The sequence below is a fragment of the Amycolatopsis sp. PSD-21 genome (assembly GCF_055561455.1).
The window spans coordinates 3,798,035-3,815,930 of the sequence record NZ_CM145712.1 but is presented as its reverse complement, the minus strand read 5'-3'; the positions used below and the strand labels follow the sequence as shown (position 1 = coordinate 3,815,930).

General features: G+C 70.0%; 16 protein-coding genes. 8 read left to right on the top strand and 8 right to left on the bottom strand.

The window, feature by feature from the left end:
- Positions 1 to 30: 30 nt before the first annotated feature.
- From ACZ1DY_RS18095 to ACZ1DY_RS18085, 3 genes are read right to left on the bottom strand one after another with little or no spacing between them, the layout of a single operon-like run.
- Positions 31 to 954, bottom strand: a complete 924-nt coding sequence (locus ACZ1DY_RS18095) for an alpha/beta hydrolase (RefSeq protein WP_465485033.1) — start codon at positions 952 to 954, stop codon at positions 31 to 33.
- Complete coding sequence (locus tag ACZ1DY_RS18090; protein ID WP_465485032.1) at positions 941 to 2,965, bottom strand: CocE/NonD family hydrolase; 2,025 nt, start codon at positions 2,963 to 2,965, stop codon at positions 941 to 943. The genes ACZ1DY_RS18095 and ACZ1DY_RS18090 overlap by 14 nt, the downstream gene beginning before the upstream one ends.
- A gap of 3 nt (positions 2,966 to 2,968) precedes the next feature.
- Entirely contained in the window at positions 2,969 to 4,267 is a 1,299-nt protein-coding gene (locus tag ACZ1DY_RS18085; protein WP_257487502.1) for an ATP-grasp domain-containing protein, read from the bottom strand.
- Between the two features lie 74 nt (positions 4,268 to 4,341).
- Between ACZ1DY_RS18085 and ACZ1DY_RS18080 the strand changes: the two genes are divergently transcribed.
- The 3 genes from ACZ1DY_RS18080 to ACZ1DY_RS18070 are packed head-to-tail and all read left to right on the top strand — an operon-like array spanning position 4,342 to position 7,982.
- Positions 4,342 to 5,856: an FAD-dependent oxidoreductase gene (locus ACZ1DY_RS18080; RefSeq protein WP_457955568.1), complete on the top strand. Its 1,515-nt coding sequence runs from the start codon at positions 4,342 to 4,344 to the stop codon at positions 5,854 to 5,856.
- A complete protein-coding gene (locus ACZ1DY_RS18075; RefSeq protein ID WP_465485031.1) occupies positions 5,856 to 6,953 on the top strand; it encodes a carboxylate-amine ligase in 1,098 nt (365 codons plus the stop codon). Before ACZ1DY_RS18080 ends, ACZ1DY_RS18075 begins: the two co-directional genes overlap by 1 nt.
- Positions 6,954 to 6,971: 18 nt before the next feature.
- Positions 6,972 to 7,982 (top strand): iron-containing redox enzyme family protein, encoded by a 1,011-nt coding sequence (locus ACZ1DY_RS18070; RefSeq protein WP_257487505.1) that lies wholly within the window; start codon positions 6,972 to 6,974, stop codon positions 7,980 to 7,982.
- Here ACZ1DY_RS18070 and ACZ1DY_RS18065 read toward each other — a convergent pair.
- Positions 7,950 to 8,165, bottom strand: a complete 216-nt coding sequence (locus ACZ1DY_RS18065; protein WP_034322975.1) for a CDGSH iron-sulfur domain-containing protein — start codon at positions 8,163 to 8,165, stop codon at positions 7,950 to 7,952. The two genes, ACZ1DY_RS18070 and ACZ1DY_RS18065, sit on opposite strands and share 33 nt — an antisense overlap.
- Positions 8,149 to 8,841 (bottom strand): methyltransferase, encoded by a 693-nt coding sequence (locus tag ACZ1DY_RS18060; protein ID WP_126730861.1) that lies wholly within the window; start codon positions 8,839 to 8,841, stop codon positions 8,149 to 8,151. Before ACZ1DY_RS18060 ends, ACZ1DY_RS18065 begins: the two co-directional genes overlap by 17 nt.
- A gap of 359 nt (positions 8,842 to 9,200) precedes the next feature.
- Here ACZ1DY_RS18060 and ACZ1DY_RS18055 point away from each other — a divergent pair, with 359 nt between their 5' ends.
- From ACZ1DY_RS18055 to ACZ1DY_RS18045, 3 genes are read left to right on the top strand one after another with little or no spacing between them, the layout of a single operon-like run.
- Positions 9,201 to 9,632 carry a DUF4383 domain-containing protein gene (locus tag ACZ1DY_RS18055; RefSeq protein ID WP_257487506.1) on the top strand — a complete coding sequence of 144 codons (432 nt, stop codon included), beginning with the start codon at positions 9,201 to 9,203 and terminating at the stop codon, positions 9,630 to 9,632.
- Positions 9,633 to 9,660: 28 nt separating this feature from the next.
- Complete coding sequence (locus tag ACZ1DY_RS18050) at positions 9,661 to 10,626, top strand: glycosyltransferase (RefSeq protein WP_465485030.1); 966 nt, start codon at positions 9,661 to 9,663, stop codon at positions 10,624 to 10,626.
- A gap of 29 nt (positions 10,627 to 10,655) precedes the next feature.
- The gene (locus ACZ1DY_RS18045; RefSeq protein WP_465485029.1) at positions 10,656 to 11,873 is read left to right on the top strand and encodes a glycosyltransferase; all 1,218 of its coding nucleotides are present in this window, start codon (positions 10,656 to 10,658) and stop codon (positions 11,871 to 11,873) included.
- Positions 11,874 to 12,319: 446 nt separating this feature from the next.
- Here ACZ1DY_RS18045 and ACZ1DY_RS18040 read toward each other — a convergent pair whose 3' ends face one another.
- From ACZ1DY_RS18040 to ACZ1DY_RS18030, 3 genes are read right to left on the bottom strand one after another with little or no spacing between them, the layout of a single operon-like run.
- On the bottom strand, positions 12,320 to 13,225 hold the full coding sequence (locus tag ACZ1DY_RS18040; protein WP_465485028.1) for a glycosyltransferase family 2 protein: 906 nt from the start codon (positions 13,223 to 13,225) through the stop codon (positions 12,320 to 12,322).
- Positions 13,215 to 14,087: a glycosyltransferase family 2 protein gene (locus ACZ1DY_RS18035; protein ID WP_465485027.1), complete on the bottom strand. Its 873-nt coding sequence runs from the start codon at positions 14,085 to 14,087 to the stop codon at positions 13,215 to 13,217. The genes ACZ1DY_RS18040 and ACZ1DY_RS18035 overlap by 11 nt, the downstream gene beginning before the upstream one ends.
- Positions 14,084 to 14,971, bottom strand: coding sequence for a polysaccharide pyruvyl transferase family protein (locus ACZ1DY_RS18030; RefSeq protein WP_465485026.1), 888 nt, complete (start codon positions 14,969 to 14,971; stop codon positions 14,084 to 14,086). Before ACZ1DY_RS18030 ends, ACZ1DY_RS18035 begins: the two co-directional genes overlap by 4 nt.
- Before the next feature lie 70 nt (positions 14,972 to 15,041).
- Between ACZ1DY_RS18030 and ACZ1DY_RS18025 the strand changes: the two genes are divergently transcribed.
- Positions 15,042 to 16,001: a UDP-glucuronic acid decarboxylase family protein gene (locus tag ACZ1DY_RS18025; RefSeq protein WP_465485025.1), complete on the top strand. Its 960-nt coding sequence runs from the start codon at positions 15,042 to 15,044 to the stop codon at positions 15,999 to 16,001.
- 272 nt (positions 16,002 to 16,273) lie between these two features.
- Positions 16,274 to 17,896 carry a carbamoyltransferase family protein gene (locus ACZ1DY_RS18020; protein WP_465485024.1) on the top strand — a complete coding sequence of 541 codons (1,623 nt, stop codon included), beginning with the start codon at positions 16,274 to 16,276 and terminating at the stop codon, positions 17,894 to 17,896.

The following is a 17,896-nucleotide window of genomic DNA, read 5'->3' as shown; positions in this document are numbered from 1 at the left end:
TTGACCTCCGGTTACCCGCTCTTCACGCGGCTACACCATTTTCACGAGCGCCCGGTCCACGAGATGCGCGATCTCCTCCAGCGCCAGCTTGGCTTCCGGGATCGACGCCAGCATCCACGCGTGGATCATGCCCTCGTACTCGTGGTAGCTCAGGGGCACTCCCTGCTCGGTGCACAGTGTGTGGAGCCGCCGGGCGTCGGAGAGGAGGACGTCCTTGGTTCCGATGTAGACCGTCAGCGCCCCGAGTCCGGAAAGGTCGCCTGACAACGGCGTGAGCCGCGGGTCGGTACGCGGCAGCTCTCCGCTGTAGAGCCTCGCCGCCTCGTTCAGACCGGTGAGCGCGAGGTACGGGTCGCGCTCGTCCAGCGCGGGTTGCGCCGGATGGCTCATCGTCAGGTCCAGCCACGGCGACAACAGGACGGTCTCCTTGGGCACCGGCCTTCCTTCGTCCCGCAACGCCTTGGTGAGCGCCAGCGCGATCCCGGCGCCGGCGGAATCCCCCATCACGATCTGTTCCTCCGGCTCGGCACCCGCGGAGAACTCGTCGTAGGCACGGCGGACGAACGCGGTGGTCTCCGGGCACTGGTGGTCCGGCGCGAGCGGATAGATCGGCACGGTGACCGAGCAGCCGGTGCGGTCGATCAGCCGACCGAAGAACCGCCAGTGGTCGTGCTGGATCTGGTGCACGTACGCACCGCCGTGGAAATACAGCACCTTCTTGCCGTCCCCATCGCCGCGCGGGCGGATCGTGTAGCACGGCCGTCCGTCCACTTCGGACCGGCTGACGTCGAACCGGCGCTTGATCGAGCGGATCGGCCCCCGATCTCCCTTCGCCTGACTGCTTTCGATGCTCCGGCGGAACCGGTCGAGGTCGGCGTAGGTGCGCTTCCGGTTGGTAAGGCGCAGCCACGCGAGCAGCGCCGTCGCCGGAAGGCTCGTCTTAGACCAGATCACGGGGCACCGTCCGATGCCAGTTGCGGGAGAACGTCCTTCGCTCCCCTTCGTATGCGTCGAGCTGTGCGTCGATCACGAACTCGGTGGGAGTGCAGGAAACGCGGGTGCGGGTCTCGGACCTCGCTTCCCAGTCACCGCGGGCGAACGTCATCGACCAGGACGTCTCCGCCACCGGGGAACAGAAGTCGTCGGCCACCCACGAGTAGCGCTCGAAGACGTTCCTGGTGACGTCCAGATCGATGTCGTCGAACCGGACCTTGCCCTCGTTCTTGACGATGTCGAGCGCGGACCGGTAGTCGATCAGGTCACGCGAGACGGTCCAGCGCTGTTCGCCCGGCTCGATCTGGGTCGCGGGCAACGGTTCCGTCCCTTCGGGTTCCTCGAACGGGCGCGCCGGGACCTCGTCGGCTTCCGCCATCGGACGCACCGGCAGCATGACCGAACTCCGTCCCGTGTGGACGGTCACCATCGCCGGTTCCGGCGGCGGCCACGCCAGCGGCCAGTACGACGACGAGAGCGACAGCCGGATGCGGTGCCCGGCGGGGAACGCCTGCGCGACGGCGTTGAGTTCGACGCGCACCCGGTACCGCTTGCCCGGTTCGAGCGGCTCCGGTTCGTCGTGCCCGTCCCGATGGGTCAGGTTCAGCAGCCCGTAGGTCACCCGGGTGGCTCTGCCGTCGGGCGCGACGTCGGAAAGCCGGACGGCGACCTGCGCCACCGGCTTGTTCGCGGAGACCTCCAGATCCACCACCGGCGAACCGAGGATCTCGCACGGCTCGGTGAGTTCGTCGGTGTCGAAGACGAGCGAGCCGCCGTCCTCTTCCCGCTGGTCGTAGGGCAGATCCGGCGGAGCGCTGTAGGAAGCCCACTTCCCGGCGAACTGGCCGACCGAGAGCGGCGACTCCACCGACAGGTCCTCCTCCGGGACGTCCTCACCCGGCCGGGCTATCCGGTGCCGCGCGAGCCGGTGCTCGGACGGCCGCACGTGCGGCGAAGGCCAGGACGGCTCGCCCACCCAGCGGCCTGGACGGTCCTCGTACGAGGTCGACGGTGGCACGCTGTCCTGCATCCAGGTCTGGAGCATCGGCCCGTCCATGACGCCGTTCTCGACGTCCTTCAGCCAGTGGTCCCACCAGCGGACCAGCTCCTGCAGATAGCCGATGGCGGGACCGGGCCGCCCGAGATGCGGGTACTTGTGGGACCACGGGCCGATCAGCCCGCGCCGCGGCACGTCGAGATTCGCCAGCAGCCGCGAGACCGCGTTCGAGTAGCCGTCCGCCCAGCCGCTGGAGGCGAGGACCGGCACCTGGACGTCGCTGTAGTTCTCGCAGACCGACGCGTGCCGCCAGTAGTCGTCCCGGCGCTGGTGGCTCAGCCATTCGCCGGCCCAGAGACCGCAGTTCTCCAGCCGTTCGTGCCACAGCTCGCGCCACCGCTCACCCGCCAGCGCGGGGTCGGGCGGCAACGTGGCGTAGGCGAACATCGTGGAGGCTTCGGCGACGTTGTCCGAGAGCAGGCAGCCACCCATGTAGTGCATGTCGTCGGCGTAGCGGTCGTCGGTGAACGACGAGATCGCGATCGCGGTCAGGCTCGGCGGTTTCCGCGCCGCCACCTGCAACGCGGCGAACCCGCCCCACGAGATCCCCATCATGCCGGTCCGGCCGGAACACCACGGCTGCGCGGCGATCCACTCCAGGACGTCCTCGGCGTCGAGCTGCTCCCGTTCGAGGTACTCGTCGGCGAGAACGCCCTCCGACTCCCCCGAACCACGGATGTCGACGCGGACACAGGCGTAGCCGTGCCCGGCGAGGTACGGGTGGTGCACGGAGTCGCGCACCGAGGTCAGGTCGCGGTGGCGGTACGGGATGTACTCCAGGATCGCGGGGACCGGCTCACCGTCCGAAGCGACCGGCCGCCAGATCCGGGCCGACAGCCGGACACCGTCGGACACCGGAATCCAGACATGGTCCTCCTCGGTGATCTCGTACGGCAGCGAGGCCACCGTCCGCATGGGCTATCCCTCCTCGAAGTCGAACCGCAGCGCCTCGACGCACCGGCGGTATTTGCTCTCCATCTCCCGTTCGGTCTGCGCCGCGACGAAGATGTGCGCGAGCTCGTAGCTGTAGCTGTCCTGTTCGGGCAGGTCGGAGAGCCGGATCCCCTTTTCGGCCACCGGCTCGATCTTCACCCCGGGGATCTCCGCCTCCAGGTCCGCGATCTCCCCGCGGGTGGGCACCCGGGTGACCAGCCCGTCGCGGAAGCGGCGGTAGTACCACTTGCCCGCGATCCGGTAGTCGCCGCGGTTCCGCCGCGTCCGGGGATCCTGGCCGAGGCCCAGCTGGACCATGATCTGGTGGTTCGCCACCCCGTCGACGTATTCGAACAGCTCCGCGTGGGACTGCGAATGCCGCGGGTTGATCTCCAGCAGGCAGGCCTGCCCGGATTCGGGGTGACAGAAGAACTCGATGCTGAAGGTGGCGTTATCGAAGCCGATCTGCTCCATGACGCGGACGGAGATCTCCTTCATCCGCTCGACGGCGTCTTCGGGCAGCTGCGACGGATACTGGTGTCGCTGGAACGACGCGGTATCGGGGTAGTTGATCGAATCGAGCACACCGTAGACCGTGACCTGTCCTTTGTAGACGTAGCCTTCGGTCGCGGCCTGCACGCCGTTCAGCTCGCCTTCCGCGAGGCACGCGGCTCCCCCGGCGGCGGCCACCTCGGCCGGGAGGTCGACCGTGGCGAGGACGCGCTCGAAGGGCTTGCCGACCCGGTCGACGCCCGCCCGGATCTCGGCGACGGCCTTGTCGAACTCGTCCTCGTCGGCGACGTGGAAGGCCAGCTCCGACGAGAACGACTTCACCGGCTTGAGCCACATGGGGTAGTCGACGCCCTCAGGCGGACGGGGGTCGTCCTCGTCCAGGTCGACGATGCCGAACGCCGGCACCTCGTCGATCACCTTCGACTGTTCGAGCCTGCTCCAGTACTTGTGCTCGCATTTCAGCACGGCTTCCAGCGAAACACCGGGAAGGCCGTACTTCTCGCACAACATGGCCACCATCGTCGAAGACGGGAAGTCCCAGTAGCTGACGATGGCGTCGATCGAGCCGTCGAAGGCGTCCAGCTGCGCCTCGGCCTTCTCCACGAGTTCCACGATCGGGATCTCGCCGTGCTGAAGTTCCTCGGGCGACAGCAAGGCGTGGAAGCGATACCGGTCGGCGCCGGGGATTCGTCTCAGCACCTCGTCGTTGCTGTCGTCGAGACCGATGACGAAGATGTTCTTTTCCTCTGGGGACGTGGAGGATGTGGTCATAGGCCAGTGCTACCCGCTCCGAAGTTCCGGAAAACCCTGGTTTGTCCCTGTCGCCGCCCGGGAATCCGGCCGTCATGACGGAGTTGCCCGGAACGCGTTCACTGTGGCTCGACACCGCCCCCGCTCCCGACCGCACCGGGACACCGCTGCCGGCCGAGGTGGACGTCGCCGTGCTCGGCGGCGGTATCGCCGGGCTCACGACGGCGTACCGGCTGGCGAGGGCGGGCCGTTCGGTCCTGGTGCTGGAGGCGGGCCGCCTCGCGGCGGGGGTCTCCGGCCACACCACGGCGAAGATCAGCACCCAGCACGGGCTCAAGTACGCCACGCTGGCCAAGACCAAGGGTTCCGAAGCCGCCGCGACGTACGCGTACACGCAGGCGGCCGCGCTGGACTGGATCGCCGCGGCCACGGCCGAACTCGGCATCGACTGCGGTTTCACCCGCGCCGACAGTTTCGTCTACACGACCCACCCCGGGACGATCGAAAGCCTCGAACGTGAGGCGGAAGCGGCCGCCGAGGCCGGGCTCCCGGCCTCCTACGTCACCGAGGTCGACCTCGACGTGCCCGCTCTCGGCGCGGTGAAGTTCGCCTCACAGGCGCATTTCCACCCGCGCCGCTGGCTGCTCGCGCTGGCGGACGAGATCGAACGCGCGGGCGGGACGATCGTCGAAGGTGTGCGGGCGGAAGGCGTCGACGAACTCGGCGGCGTCAAGGTGCGCACCAGCTCCGGCGAGGTACGGGCGGGCGAGGTCGTGGTGGCGACCCACTACCCCGTTTTCGACCGCGGCCTGTTCTTCGCCCGGCTCGACCCGGTGCGCGACCTGGTCGTCGCCGGCCCGGTCGAAGGCAACCGCCCGCCGGAGGGGATGTACCTCGACGCCGACACCCACCACTCCGTGCGGAGCTACCTCAAGGACGGCGTCCCCTACGCGGTCGTGGGCGGCGAGCATTACCGTGTCGGCGACTCCGTCGACGTCGAGAGCCGCTACGAACGGCTGGCGAGCTGGGCGGGCGAGCACGCGGCCGTGCACCGGGTCACCCACCGGTGGTCCGCGCATGACCTGTCCACTTTGGACTCTGTTCCGTACGTCGGGCGTTATCACCCGGCGAGCCGCCACCTCTGGGTCGCCACCGGCTTCGGCCAGTGGGGTATGACCGGCGGCACCGCGGCCGGGCTCCTGCTCGCGGATCTCCTCACCGGACGCGACAACCCGTCCGCGGGGCTGTACGACCCGAACCGTTTCGACCTCCGGTCCGCGATCTCGTCCGTCGAGAACAACGCCACGGTGGCGAAGTTCCTGGTCGGCGACCATCTCAGCGCGCTGCGCAAACCCGCATCCGTGGACGAGATCCTGCCCGGCGAGGCGAAGGTGACCCGTGACGGTGGCGAACTCGTCGCCGCCTACCGCGATCCGGGCGGCGAACTGCACGCCGTCGGTGCCCATTGCACCCATCTGGGTTGCCTCGTGGCGTTCAACAACGCGGAGAAGACCTGGGACTGCCCTTGCCACGGTTCGCGGTTCGGCCTGGACGGGTCGGTGATCCAGGGGCCTGCCGTCCGCGCGCTGCCGAAGAAGCGGGAGCGGTGATGACCGGGATCGGTATCGAAGAGGAGTTCCTGCTGGTCGATCCCAGGACCGGGGTGAGCTGCCCCCGGGCCGAGGCGGTGCTCGAACGGCACCGGATCTGCTGCCCGCTGCCGGACGGCGCCGCGGTCCACCGCGAACTGCGGCCGACCCAGATCGAGGCCGCCACCGGGGTCTGCGAAACCGCCGACGAGCTGTACGAACACCTGACCGCCGGGCGCCGCACGCTCGCCGAAGCCGCCGCGGGCGAGGATTGCGCCATCCTCGCCTCCGGCACTCCCCCGCGTCCCTCACCCGAGCGCGACTACGGCGCCGACGACAGGTTCGGCAAGGTCGACGCGCTCTACGCGGGCGTGGTCAAGGCGTACGAAGCCTGCGGATGCCACGTGCACGTCGGCGTTCCGGACCGGGAGACCGCGGTCGCCGTCGTCAACCACCTGGGTGAATGGCTGCCCACGTTGCTGGCGCTGTCGGGCAACTCGCCCTTCGAGGGCGGCCGCGACACCGGCTACGAGAGCTGGCGGATGGTCGAGCAGAGCCGGTTCCCCGGTTCGGGCATCGCACCGTACTTCGCCGACGCCGCCGCCTACGAGGAGCAGGTCGGGCGGCTGGTCGACTGTGGAGTCCTCGTGGACGAGCACCAGACCTTCTGGCTCGCGAGGCCGTCCGCGCGGTGGCCCACGGTCGAGGTCCGCGCCGCCGACACCGCGTCCACTGTCGACGAAGCCGTCCTCCAGGGCCTGCTGACCCGCGCCCTGGTGCACACCGCCCTCACCGACTTGGACCGCGGGGTGGAGGCCACGCCGCTGGATCCGCAGATCGCCGCCGCCGCGGTGTGGTCGGCCGCGCGTCACGGCCTTTCGGGACCGGCCGTCGACCCGGCGGCGGGAAAGCCGGTCCCCGTCGGCGACCGGGTCGCCACGATGCTGGCGCACACCAAGCAGGCGCTGGAGGAGACCGGCGACGCGGAACTCGTCCGCACCCTTCTCGGGCAGCTGGAACGGGAGGGCACCGGCGCCGAACGGCAGCGCCGGGCCGCCGCCGACGGCGAGGTCGCCGTCTTGCGGATGCTGACCGAAGAGACGGTTCCGCACGCCTAGATCGGGTACTCCCGTGACATGACGACGATCGACCGTGAGGTGGCCGCGAGGCTGCCCGAGATCCGCGGCCCGCTCTCGGCCGCCGTGGTGGACACCCTGGCGGGCGGCCGCCGCGACGACTTCGACCTCGAAGCGGCGACCGACGCCGACCCGTTCGGGGAAGACCTGCAACTGGCGCTGTACGTCTGTTACGAGCTGCACTACCAGGGCTTCGACGGCGTCGACCCCGAGTGGGAATGGGACTCCCGCCTGCTCGGTTTCCGGTCCGTCCTGGAGCACGCGTTCCTCGACGGGATCCGCGCCGCCGTACCCGGCGGGGACGACGTCGCCGGGCTGCTGGACGAGTTGCTCGTCGAACCGCTCGACGGTGGCGGGGTCTCCCACTTCCTGCGTGACGAGGGCGAATGGTGGCACGTCGAGGAGTACTTCGCGCACCGGTCGATCTACCACCTCAAGGAGGCAGATCCCCACGCGTGGGTGATCCCGCGGCTGCGGGGCAGGGCCAAGGCGGCGCTGGTCGCGGTGGAATTCGACGAGTTCGGCGGCGGGCGGGCCGACCAGGCGCATTCCCGCCTGTTCGCGGATCTGCTCACCGCGGCGGGCCTGTCGTCCGGTTACCTCGCCTACCTCGATCACGTCCCCGCGCACATGCTCGCGACGGTGAACATGATGTCGCTGTTCGGGCTGCACCGGAGCCTGCGCGGCGCGCTCGTCGGGCACTTCGCCGCCGCCGAGATCACCACCGCGCCCGCCGCCAGGCGCATGGACCAGGCGCTGGAACGCCTCGGCGGGGCCGCCGAATGCCGGTACTTCTACACCGAGCACATCGAGGCCGACGCGGTGCACGAACAGGTCCTGCGCCACGACGTCGTCGGCGATCTGCTGGAGCGGGAACCTGGCCTGGCGGCGGACATCGCGCTGGGCATCCAGGCCACCGACCTGCTGGAGGGCCGGCTGACCGAGCACCTGCTGGGTGCCTGGTCGGCCGGCGAGAGCTCACTCCTGCGGCCGTTGCACCCCTTGGCGTGAACGGCGGCGGTGACTGGTGTCGCAGAACGGGTAGCGCTTGCTGCGGCGACAGGCGCAAAGGGCGACCACGAAGCGATCCGAGGTCACCGTCTCGCCGTCTTCGGTGACGATCTCGACCGGCCCCTCCACCAGGAGGGGCCCGCCGGGTTCGATCCGGACCCTGGTCTCACGGCCGGTCGGCACGGATCACCACCAGTTCCTCGTGCCGCTGCCCGGCGACGATCAGGCCCGCCGCTTCGAGGAACGCCGCCCGTGCCCGCATGACGGGCCCGAAGGGGATCGACCGGGTGGCGACCACCGAAGGCGTCAATCCCGCGGCTCGCAGCTGCTCCAGCGACTTGCCGGGGCCCGCGACCGCGGAGTGCACCATCATCAGGTAGCCACCCGGCGCCACCAGGGACGACGCCCCGGCGCACACCTGGTCGAGCACGATCCGGCCGTCCGGCCCGGCGTCCCACGCCCGGGCGGCCCCGGCCGCCGGCACCGGTGACGGCACGTACGGCGGGTTCGCCAGCACGACGTCGAACGGCCCGCCGCGCGCCGCTTCGGGCAGGCCGCCACGAAGCGGCCGCACCGGGAGCCGGCGCACCCGCGAATTGACCCACACCGCGGCCAGCGCCCGCCGCGAGATGTCGGCCGCCGTGACCGATCCCGCGCCGTGCGCCGCGGCCGCCAGCGCGAGGGCGCCCGTCCCCGTGCAGAGGTCCAGAACTCTTGCCCCCGCGGGCATCCCTGACTTGCTCAACTCGCTCGCCAGCATCCAGGTGTCGTGTTGCGGTCGGTACACCCCCGGCGGCCGCAGCAGCCGGGGGCGTGCCGGGGTGAGTGGAATCGCTGCTGCGTTGGAGATCGCGGTCATGTCCCCTCCGGATTCGCCGAATGTTGTTCCCGGCTACCCCGGTCGTGCGGTGCCAAACGTCCACAATGGCCGGCGATCCGAGGGTTGGAGGCGCCCGGAAGGGGGTAGCCGCAGGGACAAGCGACCGAAGGAGGCCCAAATGGAGAAGAAGGCCGACCCCGGCGAGAAACGAGACGAGGAAGAACGCGAAGAGGTCCGCGGGGAGCAGGGCACCTCGTCCGGTGATCCCCACGACGACACCGACCCGCAATCCGGCTGAGCCGGTGCGCGGGACTCTCCCGGCCCACCCCGCCGGGGGAGTTTCGCGGCGTCTCCACGGGGTATCCGACGGGCTTCTGGCGAAACAGGAGGCGTTTCCGATGAATCTGCGTACGACAGGCTTCCTCCTGCGACCGGTGGTGCTGGTCATCGCACTGGTCCATCTCGTCCTGGGGGTGCTCGGCTTCTTCTTCCTCCCCGAGGCGAACCAGGCGGGCGCGAACACGCTGTGGATCTTCAGCGCGACCGGGATGCTCGACGTCATCCGCACCGTGCTCGGGGCGCTCGGCGTGATCGCGTTCTTCAAACCGTCCGCGATCCCGGCCTACTGCTGGCTGGCTTTCGTGGCGTTCGCCGGGCTGACCGCGTTCGGTGTGCTCTCGGCGGGGACCGACATGTCCGGTGACGCGGTCAACTTCAGCTGGGCCGACAACGTCCTCCACGCGCTGACCTCGCTCGCGGCCCTCGTGATCGGTATCGCGGCCACCCGGGTTTCCCGGCGGAAGCAAAGTAAGACAACGGAAAACGTTTAGTCCGTCCACAACGGGCAACCTGGCGGGTATGACGAAAACGGCCCCGCTCCGGATTCTCTTGTGGCACGTCCACGGATCCTGGACCGAATCCTTCGTGCAGGGCGGCCATCGCTATCACTTGCCGCTGCTCGCCGAAGGCGGGCCGTGGGGACGCGGTCTCAGCGGCCGTGACTGGCCCTCCGCCGAGGAGACCCCGGTCGACGAACTGAAAGATCTCGACATCGACGTCGTCGTTCTCCAGCGACCCGAGGAGATCCACCTGGCGGCGCGCTGGCTGCACCGCCGTCCCGGCACGGAAATCCCCGCCGTCTACGTCGAGCACAACACGCCCCGGGAGCACGCGGCCACCACCCGGCATCCGCTGGCCGACCGGGACGACATCCCGCTGGCCCACGTGACCCACTTCAACGAACTGATGTGGGACTCCGGTCTAGCTCCCACGGTGGTCGTCCCGCACGGCATCCCCGATCCGGGTGAGCGCTACACGGGGGAACTCCCCCACGGCGCCGCCCTGATCAACGAACCGGTGAGGCGCGGGCGGATCACCGGAACCGATCTGCTGCCCGCGTTCGCGGAGATCGCGCCGGTCGACGTGTTCGGGATCGGCAGCGAAGAGCTGGAAGGCCGTCACCCCGCGGTGCGGCCCGGCGGCGACTTGCGCACCCGGGACCTGCACGCCGAGGTCTCCCGGCGCCGCGTCTACCTGCACACCGCCCGGTGGACGTCGCTGGGGCTGTCGTTGCTCGAAGCGATGCACCTCGGCATGCCGGTCGTCGCGCTGGCGACCACCGAAGCCGTTCTCGCGGTCCCGTCCGACGCCGGCGCCGTCTCGACGGACATCGACGTACTCGCGCGGGCGTACCGCGAATTGATCCATGAACCCGATTTCGCCGTCTTGGCAGGGAAATCCGCCCGCGAGTTCGCCTTGAGCCATTACGGGCTCGACGCGTTCCTCGCCCGCTGGGACGCCCTGCTGACCGAGGTGACCGTTTGACCACGCCGACCGCGGCGGGAAGGAGCCCGATGAGGATCGCGATGGTTTCCGAACACGCCAGCCCGCTCGCCGCCCTCGGCGGCGTGGACGCCGGTGGCCAGAACGTCCATGTCGCCGAGCTCTCCGCCGCGCTGAGCAGGCAGGGCCACGACGTCACCGTCTACACGCGCCGCGAGAACCGGCGCGTCGCCGCGACGGTCGAGACGCCGGACGGTTACCGCGTCGTCCATGTCCCGGCGGGCCCGGCGAGGAAGCTGCCGAAGGACGAACTGCTGCCGCATATGGGAGAGTTCGGGCGGGTGCTGCGCTCCCGCTGGGCCAAGGACCGGCCGGACGTCGTCCACGCGCATTTCTGGATGTCCGGCCTGGCTTCGATTCTCGCGGCGAAGGATCTCGGCATCCCGGTGACCCAGACCTTTCACGCACTGGGCGTGGTGAAACGGCGCTATCAAGGCAAAAAGGACACGAGCCCGCCCGAACGGATCCGGCTCGAACGGATGATCGCCAAACAGGCCGACCGGGTGATCGCGACCTGTTCGGACGAGGTCTTCGAACTCGTGCGGATGGGCCTGCCGCGCTCACGCGCCTCGGTCGTCCCTTGTGGAGTGGACCTGACCGAGTTCACCCCGGACGGTGAGACCGCTCCCCGCACGGCCCGGCACCGGATCGTCAGCGTCGGCAGGCTGGTGCCACGGAAGGGTTTCGACCTCGCCATCGCCGCGCTGCCCTCCCTCCCGGACACGGAACTGGTCATCGCCGGAGGCCCGGACTCGGGTCCACTCGCCGGGGCTCCGGAAGTGCGGCGGCTCCAGGCGATCGCCGACCGGGCCGGCGTCTCCGACCGCGTACGCCTGCCGGGTCTGGTGTCCCGTAAGAACATGCCCGCCCTGCTGCGCTCCGCCGACGCGGTGGTGTGCACGCCTTGGTACGAACCGTTCGGCATCGTGCCGCTGGAGGCGATGGCGTGCGGTGTCCCGGTCGTCGCGACCGCCGTGGGCGGGCTGACCGACACCGTCGTCGACGGTGTCACGGGCCTGCTGGTCCCGCCTCGCAGCCCGAAGGACCTGGCGGCGGCACTGCGGCGGCTCCTCGGCGACGCTTCGGCGCGCGAGTCGTTCGGGATCGCGGGGACCGACCGGGTGCGGGCACGGTACTCGTGGGACCGGGTGGCGGCGGATACTTTGCGCGCTTACGGGCGCGTTTCGAGCGGGGAGACGGAAGTGGCGACTGCCGCTTCGCCTTCTTGAGCGGCTTCCTCCGCCTGGTACGCGCTCGGTCGCGCCCCTCGGCGCGCGTGTCGCGAAAGCCACTTTCGGGACGTCTGATGTCCCGAAAGTGGCTTTCGCGACATCGCCCGACCTACCCACCCCGGCCGACGTTGCGAAAGTGGCTTTCGCAACGTTCAAGGTTGCGAAAGTGGCTTTCGCAACACCCGCGGCGAGGTGTGTGGAAATAGAGACGAGGTGTGTGGAAATAGAGACACTGAACGTCCCTATTTCCACACACCCACCACGCTCGGTCACTAAGCCCGCCCCGGTGCGCATGTCGCGAAAGCCACTTTCGGGACGCCTGATGTCCCGAAAGTGGCTTTCGCGACATCACCCGACCTACCCACCCCGCCCGACGTTGCGAAAGCCACTTTCGCAACGTTCAAGGTTGCGAAAGCCACTTTCGCAACACCTCAAGAACCCGCTCACCCCACATACCGTCGCGCGACCGAGTTCCGCTGTGACTCCTCCAGCAGCACCAGCCCCCGCTCCACCCCGGCCGGCACCACCGCGCGCTCCCGCAGCACCCACGGGATCCCCCGCACCGCTTCCGCCACCGCCGCGAACGTCGCCCGGTCGAAGGGCGCCGACCGCAGCACCGCGACCATCCGGCGCGTGATGCTGCCGAGCGGACGGCGCAGCCACAACGTCCACAGCGTGTTGCGGATGCCGAGCTGCCGTCGCCGCCGCGGATCGCGGACGGCCGAGGGGGCGTGGTGGATCACCATTTCCTCGTCCCAGCACATCCACCAGCCCTTGGCCGCGAGGTCGAGGGCGAACAGTTCTTCCTCTCCCCCGAGCCACATCCGGTCGGAGAAGCCGCCGACGTCGTGGAAAGCGCGCACGCGGACGGCCGACAGGCCCGCCATGACGCCCAGCAGCGCCGGGCCGGGAAGCCAGTCCGGGCCGGGGACCGGGGAGTGCCGCAGTTCCGGGGTGATCGGGTCCTCGGTCAGCGCCGGCTCCACCAGGCACCGCCCGGTCACCACACCCAGGCCGGGGTGGGCGTCGAGCTGCTCGGCGGCGCGCCGCAGCGATCCCGGCTGCCACCGGGTGTCGTCGTCGCAGAACGCCACATACGGCGTCTCCACCTCACGGACGGCGAGATTGCGCGCGACGGCGCCGAGGTTCCGCGGCGAGCGGATCACCCGGATTGACGGGAACCGTTCCTCGACCGCGTCCGCCGTGCCGTCACCGGAAGCGTTGTCCACCACCACGATCGGCGCCGCGTCGGGTAGCGCGGTCATCGAGTCGAGGGTTTCCAGCAGTTGCTCGCGCCGGTTGTGCGTGATCACCACGACCGTGATGCGGTCCGTCACTTCATCCTCCATGGGCGTGTTCCAGAACGCGGATGCGGCGCTCCACCGAAGCGGGCAGCCGTTGCCGGTCGGCGAGCGCGCGGGGCAGCCGCCGGAGCACGCCGGCGAGCGCGCCGAGCACGTGTGGCTCCCGCGGAACCCTTGCCAGCACACGCAATCCTTCGGCCAGGCAGCGGCGCACGGGCCGTCTCATCACCGTGATCAGCATCCGGTTGCGGAGTTCGGCGCGCTCACGCCACGACGGCGAAGGCCGCACCGGCGACGGATGATGGTGTGCCCGCACGTCCTCCGCGTAACAGAGCCACCAGCCGCGCGCCGCCAGGTCGTAGGACAACAGCCGTTCCTCGGCACCGAAATGCAACAACGGGTGGAACCCCGCGGCCTGCAGATAAGCGGCCCGCCGGACGACCGCGGAGCAGGCGAGGAATCCGAGCACCGCCGGTCCGGGAAGCCCGTCGGGCCTGCCGAGCGGGCTGGCGGCCATCAATGAGACGACCGGATCCTCCCGTTCCTCCTTCCCCACCAGGGTTTTCGCGGCGACGAGGGCCACGTCGTCGTGGGCGTCGAGGATGCGCTCGGCCTCGGCGAGGGCGTCGTCGGCCCACCACGAATCGTCGTCGCTGAAGGCGACATACGGCGTCCGCGCCACCGCGACGCCGAGATTCCGCGCGGACACGCCGATGTTGCGCGGCAACCGGACGACGCGCACGCCTGGGAAGGCGGCGGCCAGGTCCGCCGTGCCGTCGGACGAACCGTTGTCCACCACCACGATCGGCGGTGGGGGCCGCAGCGCCGTCAGCCGTCGCAACGTCCGTTCCAGTTCCGGTGCCCGATCGCGCGTGGCGATCACCACCGTCGTCGCGGGCGCGCTCATCGCACCGGCCTGGTCTTGAGCGCCTTCACCATGTCCCGCACGAGCCCGTCGTCACCGGGCAGCGCGCGCAACGCGGCCACCGCCCGGCCCTGCACCGAAGAACACCAGCGCCACCAGGAGTCGAGCACGTCCCGGTTGCCCGCCTCCTCGGCCGGGACGAGCGCGGGCCAGCCGAGCGCGTCCGCCTGCGCGGTGACCTTGCCGCCGCCCTCGACCGGGTCGATGGCCAGTGCGGGTACGCCCGCCTGAAGGCTCAGTGCCAGCCCGTGCAGCCGCGTCGTGATCACGACGTCGAGATGCGACAGGATCGAGGTGAACTGGTCCGGTGTCTCACAGCGTTCCCAATCCGATGCCGCCAGCCGCGTGTCGAGCGGCACCCGGGCACAGTCCACCCCGGCGATCCACTCCTTCACCGAGGCGTGCACCGCCGCGTGCCGGCCGGAGTCGCCGTATTCCCGCTGTTCGGGCGCCAGGATCACGCCGGTCACCAGAACCGTGTCGGTCGGCACGCCGAGGGAGAGATCCGGCGCGCCGACCCCGCCCCGGTCCCGCGCGAAGACCTCGTCGAAGGCCGTGACCGTGTCGTCCTCCGGATCGATCACCGAGACCCCGACGGCGATCCGATGGCAGTGGGCGAACCTGCGATGCACCTCGCGCACCTGCCTGCCGTGCGCGGGCCCGCAGACGAACACCACGTGGCTGTACCGCGCCGGATCCACCTCTTCGTAGTTCACGTCGCCCGGCCGGTACACCGGGCTCCACGCCAGGTCGTGCGGAAGCCCCATGGTCGACAGCGCTTCACCGACCCTGCGCATACTGAGAACGTCTCCTGCCGTCGCTTCGCCGTGCCGGAAGCTCGCCCAGCCGATCACCAATGCACGCATATCGGAGGCGTACCCGGCATCGCCGGATTCACACGGTTTTTCCGGCCCTCACCGCGGGTAGCCAGTCGCCATGGACAGAGTGCTGGTGACCGGGGGCGCGGGTTTCGTCGGCTCGCATCTGTGCGAACGTCTGCTCGACGCGGGCACGGAGGTCGTCGTGGCCGACAATTTCGCCACGGCCGTCATGGCCAACGTGGCCCATCTCCTCGACCGTCCGGGGTTCCGGCTCCTCTCCCGTGACGTCACCGGGCCGATGAGCGCGCCGGGCCCGTTCGACGCCGTCTTCCATCTGGCGTCCGCCGCCTCGCCCCGCGACTACTTCCGTCTTCCGCTCGAGACGTTGCGCGCGGGCTCGCACGGCACCGAGCGGGCGCTGGACATCGCCGAACGCGACGGCGCCCGATTCGTCCTCGCGTCGACGAGCGAGGTCTACGGCGATCCGCAGGAGCACCCGCAGCGCGAGGAATACTGGGGCCACGTGAACCCGATCGGACCGCGCAGCGTCTACGACGAGGCCAAGCGGTACGCCGAAGCGCTCACTTCGGCCATGCGCCGGGAGCGGGGCGTGAACACCGGCATAGCGCGGATCTTCAACACCTACGGCCCGCGGATGCGCCCCGACGACGGACGCATGATCCCGACGTTCATCGGGCAGGCGCTGGCGGGCGAACCGCTCACCGTGACCGGCAGCGGCGATCAGACCCGTTCCCTGTGCTACGTCGACGACACGGTCCGCGGGCTGATCGCGCTGGCGGATTCCGACGTGCCCGGCCCGGTGAATCTGGGCAATCCGCACGAACTCACCGTCCGGCGGATCGCGGAGGAGATCCTCGCGGTCACCGGCAGCGCGTCGCGGATCGAGTACGTCGAAGCGGCGGTCGACGATCCGGCCCGCCGATGCCCGGACATCTCCCGTGCCCGCCGCGAACTCGGCTGGGAGCCGGAAGTCCCGCTGGCGGAAGGGCTTCCGCGCACCGTCGCCTGGTTCGCGCGGCCGCGGTCCGGCCCGTACCCGGCCGCAGGAGCCTGAACTCGTAACTCACGTGATCGGAGCCGTAACACGCGTGCTTGAAGCCGGATCGGCTCTGATCACGTGAGTTACGGCTTCAAGCACGTGAGTTACGCGTCTGGACACGCGAATGGCGGATTGCGGCCCGCACCCCGAAATCCCCGGAGAGACGCTTCGCTGAGTAGCGACGTCCTGGGCTTTCGCGCCGCATCGTTTATCGCCGACCGCACCGGGTAGCGCTACGGGAGTAAGCGCGGGTCACGGCCCGCATCCCCGACCGGAGAGGTGGCCCGGTGCGCATACTCGGTGTCAACGCCGTTTTCCACGACCCGGCCGCGGCCCTCGTGGTCGACGGCGAAATCGTGGCCGCGGCGGAGGAAGAACGGTTCAGCCGTCGCAAGCACGGCAAGCGGCCGGTGCCGTTCTCCGCTTGGGAACAGCCGGCCGAAGCCGCCGCGTGGTGCCTGGCGGAGGCGGGGATCTCCGCGCAGAATCTCGACGCCGTCGGCTATTCGTACGATCCGGCGCTCGTCGAGCCGGGTCTGGCGGGGCACGACGGGAAGAACGAATGCCTCCGCACCGACTTCGCCCGCCGGGCGCCCGCGTTCCTCAAGGCGGCCTTGCCGGGACTGGATCCCGCGACCGTCCGGTTCGTGCGGCACCACGTCGCGCACGCCGCCTCGGCCGCGCTCGCCGCGCCGTTCGACGACTGCGCGGTGCTGGTGGCCGACGGCCGCGGAGAGAGCACGTCCTATCTCGCGGGTGAGTACCGCGACGGCAAGTTCGAGGAGCTGGCCGAGCAACGACTCCCCCATTCACTCGGGCTGATGTACGAGGATCTGACCGAGCACCTCGGATTCGCCCGCTCCAGCGACGAGTACAAGGTGATGGCGCTGGCCTCCTACGGGAAGCCCCGGTTCCTCGACCGGATCGCGGAAAGCGTGCACACCAACGGTCTCGGCTTCCGCACCGACGAGATCGACTGGACCTCGTTCGCGCCCGCCGTCGAGCCGGGGCAGGAACCCGGCCAGGTCCACGCCGACCTGACCGCGAGCGTCCAGCGCTGCCTGGAGGACGTGCTGCTCGAACTCGCGGCCAAGATCCACGAGCACACCGGGCACACCGACCTCGCGATGGCGGGCGGGATCGCGCTCAACTGCGTCGCCAACACCCGGCTCCACGCCGAGGGCCCGTTCGACCGGATCTGGGTCCAGCCCGCCGCCGGCGACGCCGGCACCGCGCTCGGCGCGGCGCTGCAGCTCGCGGCCGACTTCGGCGAACGCGGCCGCCCGATGACCGGAGCCGACCTGGGCCGCGGCTTCACGGACGACCAGCTGGAGAACGCGCTCAAGACCGCGAACGTGCGCTACGAACGTCCGGACGACGTCGCCGAGGCCGTCGCCGAAGCGCTGGCCGGGGACCGGATCGTGGCCTGGTTCCAGGGCCGGTCCGAATTCGGCCCGCGCGCGCTCGGCCACCGGTCGCTGCTCGCGCATCCCGGCCACGAGGCCAATCTGGAACGGCTGAACGACGTGAAGGGCCGCGAACAGTTCCGCCCGGTCGCCCCGATGGTGCTCGCGGAACGTGCGGGCGGCATCTTCTCCCGCGGTCCGCTTCCCAGCCCGTACATGCTTTTCGTGCACGACGTCGCGCCGGAGTGGCGGGATCGCATCCCCGCCGTCACCCATGTCGACGGCACCGCCCGGGTGCAGACCGTCGACGCGGGCGAAGAACCGCTCGTGGCGCGCATGCTCGGCGCGTTCGAACGGCGTACCGGGGTCCCCGCCGTGGTCAACACCAGCCTCAACACCGCGGGCAGGCCGATGGTCGATTCCCCGCGCGACGCGCTGGAGTGCTTCGGTTCGGCCCCCATCGACCTGCTCGCCCTCGGACCTTTCGTGGTCCGCCGTCCCTGA

Excerpts from the sequence above, each read along its gene's own strand:
- ACZ1DY_RS18090 (WP_465485032.1), bottom strand. The coding sequence starts at position 2,965 with ATGCGGACGGTGGCCTCGCTGCCGTACGAGATCACCGAGGAGGACCAT.
- ACZ1DY_RS18085 (WP_257487502.1), bottom strand. The coding sequence starts at position 4,267 with ATGACCACATCCTCCACGTCCCCAGAGGAAAAGAACATCTTCGTCATC.
- ACZ1DY_RS18080 (WP_457955568.1), top strand. The coding sequence starts at position 4,342 with ATGACGGAGTTGCCCGGAACGCGTTCACTGTGGCTCGACACCGCCCCC.
- ACZ1DY_RS18075 (WP_465485031.1), top strand. The coding sequence starts at position 5,856 with ATGACCGGGATCGGTATCGAAGAGGAGTTCCTGCTGGTCGATCCCAGG.
- ACZ1DY_RS18070 (WP_257487505.1), top strand. The coding sequence starts at position 6,972 with ATGACGACGATCGACCGTGAGGTGGCCGCGAGGCTGCCCGAGATCCGC.
- ACZ1DY_RS18060 (WP_126730861.1), bottom strand. The coding sequence starts at position 8,841 with ATGACCGCGATCTCCAACGCAGCAGCGATTCCACTCACCCCGGCACGC.
- ACZ1DY_RS18055 (WP_257487506.1), top strand. The coding sequence starts at position 9,201 with ATGAATCTGCGTACGACAGGCTTCCTCCTGCGACCGGTGGTGCTGGTC.
- ACZ1DY_RS18050 (WP_465485030.1), top strand. The coding sequence starts at position 9,661 with ATGACGAAAACGGCCCCGCTCCGGATTCTCTTGTGGCACGTCCACGGA.
- ACZ1DY_RS18045 (WP_465485029.1), top strand. The coding sequence starts at position 10,656 with ATGAGGATCGCGATGGTTTCCGAACACGCCAGCCCGCTCGCCGCCCTC.
- ACZ1DY_RS18040 (WP_465485028.1), bottom strand. The coding sequence starts at position 13,225 with ATGGAGGATGAAGTGACGGACCGCATCACGGTCGTGGTGATCACGCAC.
- ACZ1DY_RS18035 (WP_465485027.1), bottom strand. The coding sequence starts at position 14,087 with ATGAGCGCGCCCGCGACGACGGTGGTGATCGCCACGCGCGATCGGGCA.
- ACZ1DY_RS18030 (WP_465485026.1), bottom strand. The coding sequence starts at position 14,971 with ATGCGTGCATTGGTGATCGGCTGGGCGAGCTTCCGGCACGGCGAAGCG.
- ACZ1DY_RS18025 (WP_465485025.1), top strand. The coding sequence starts at position 15,042 with ATGGACAGAGTGCTGGTGACCGGGGGCGCGGGTTTCGTCGGCTCGCAT.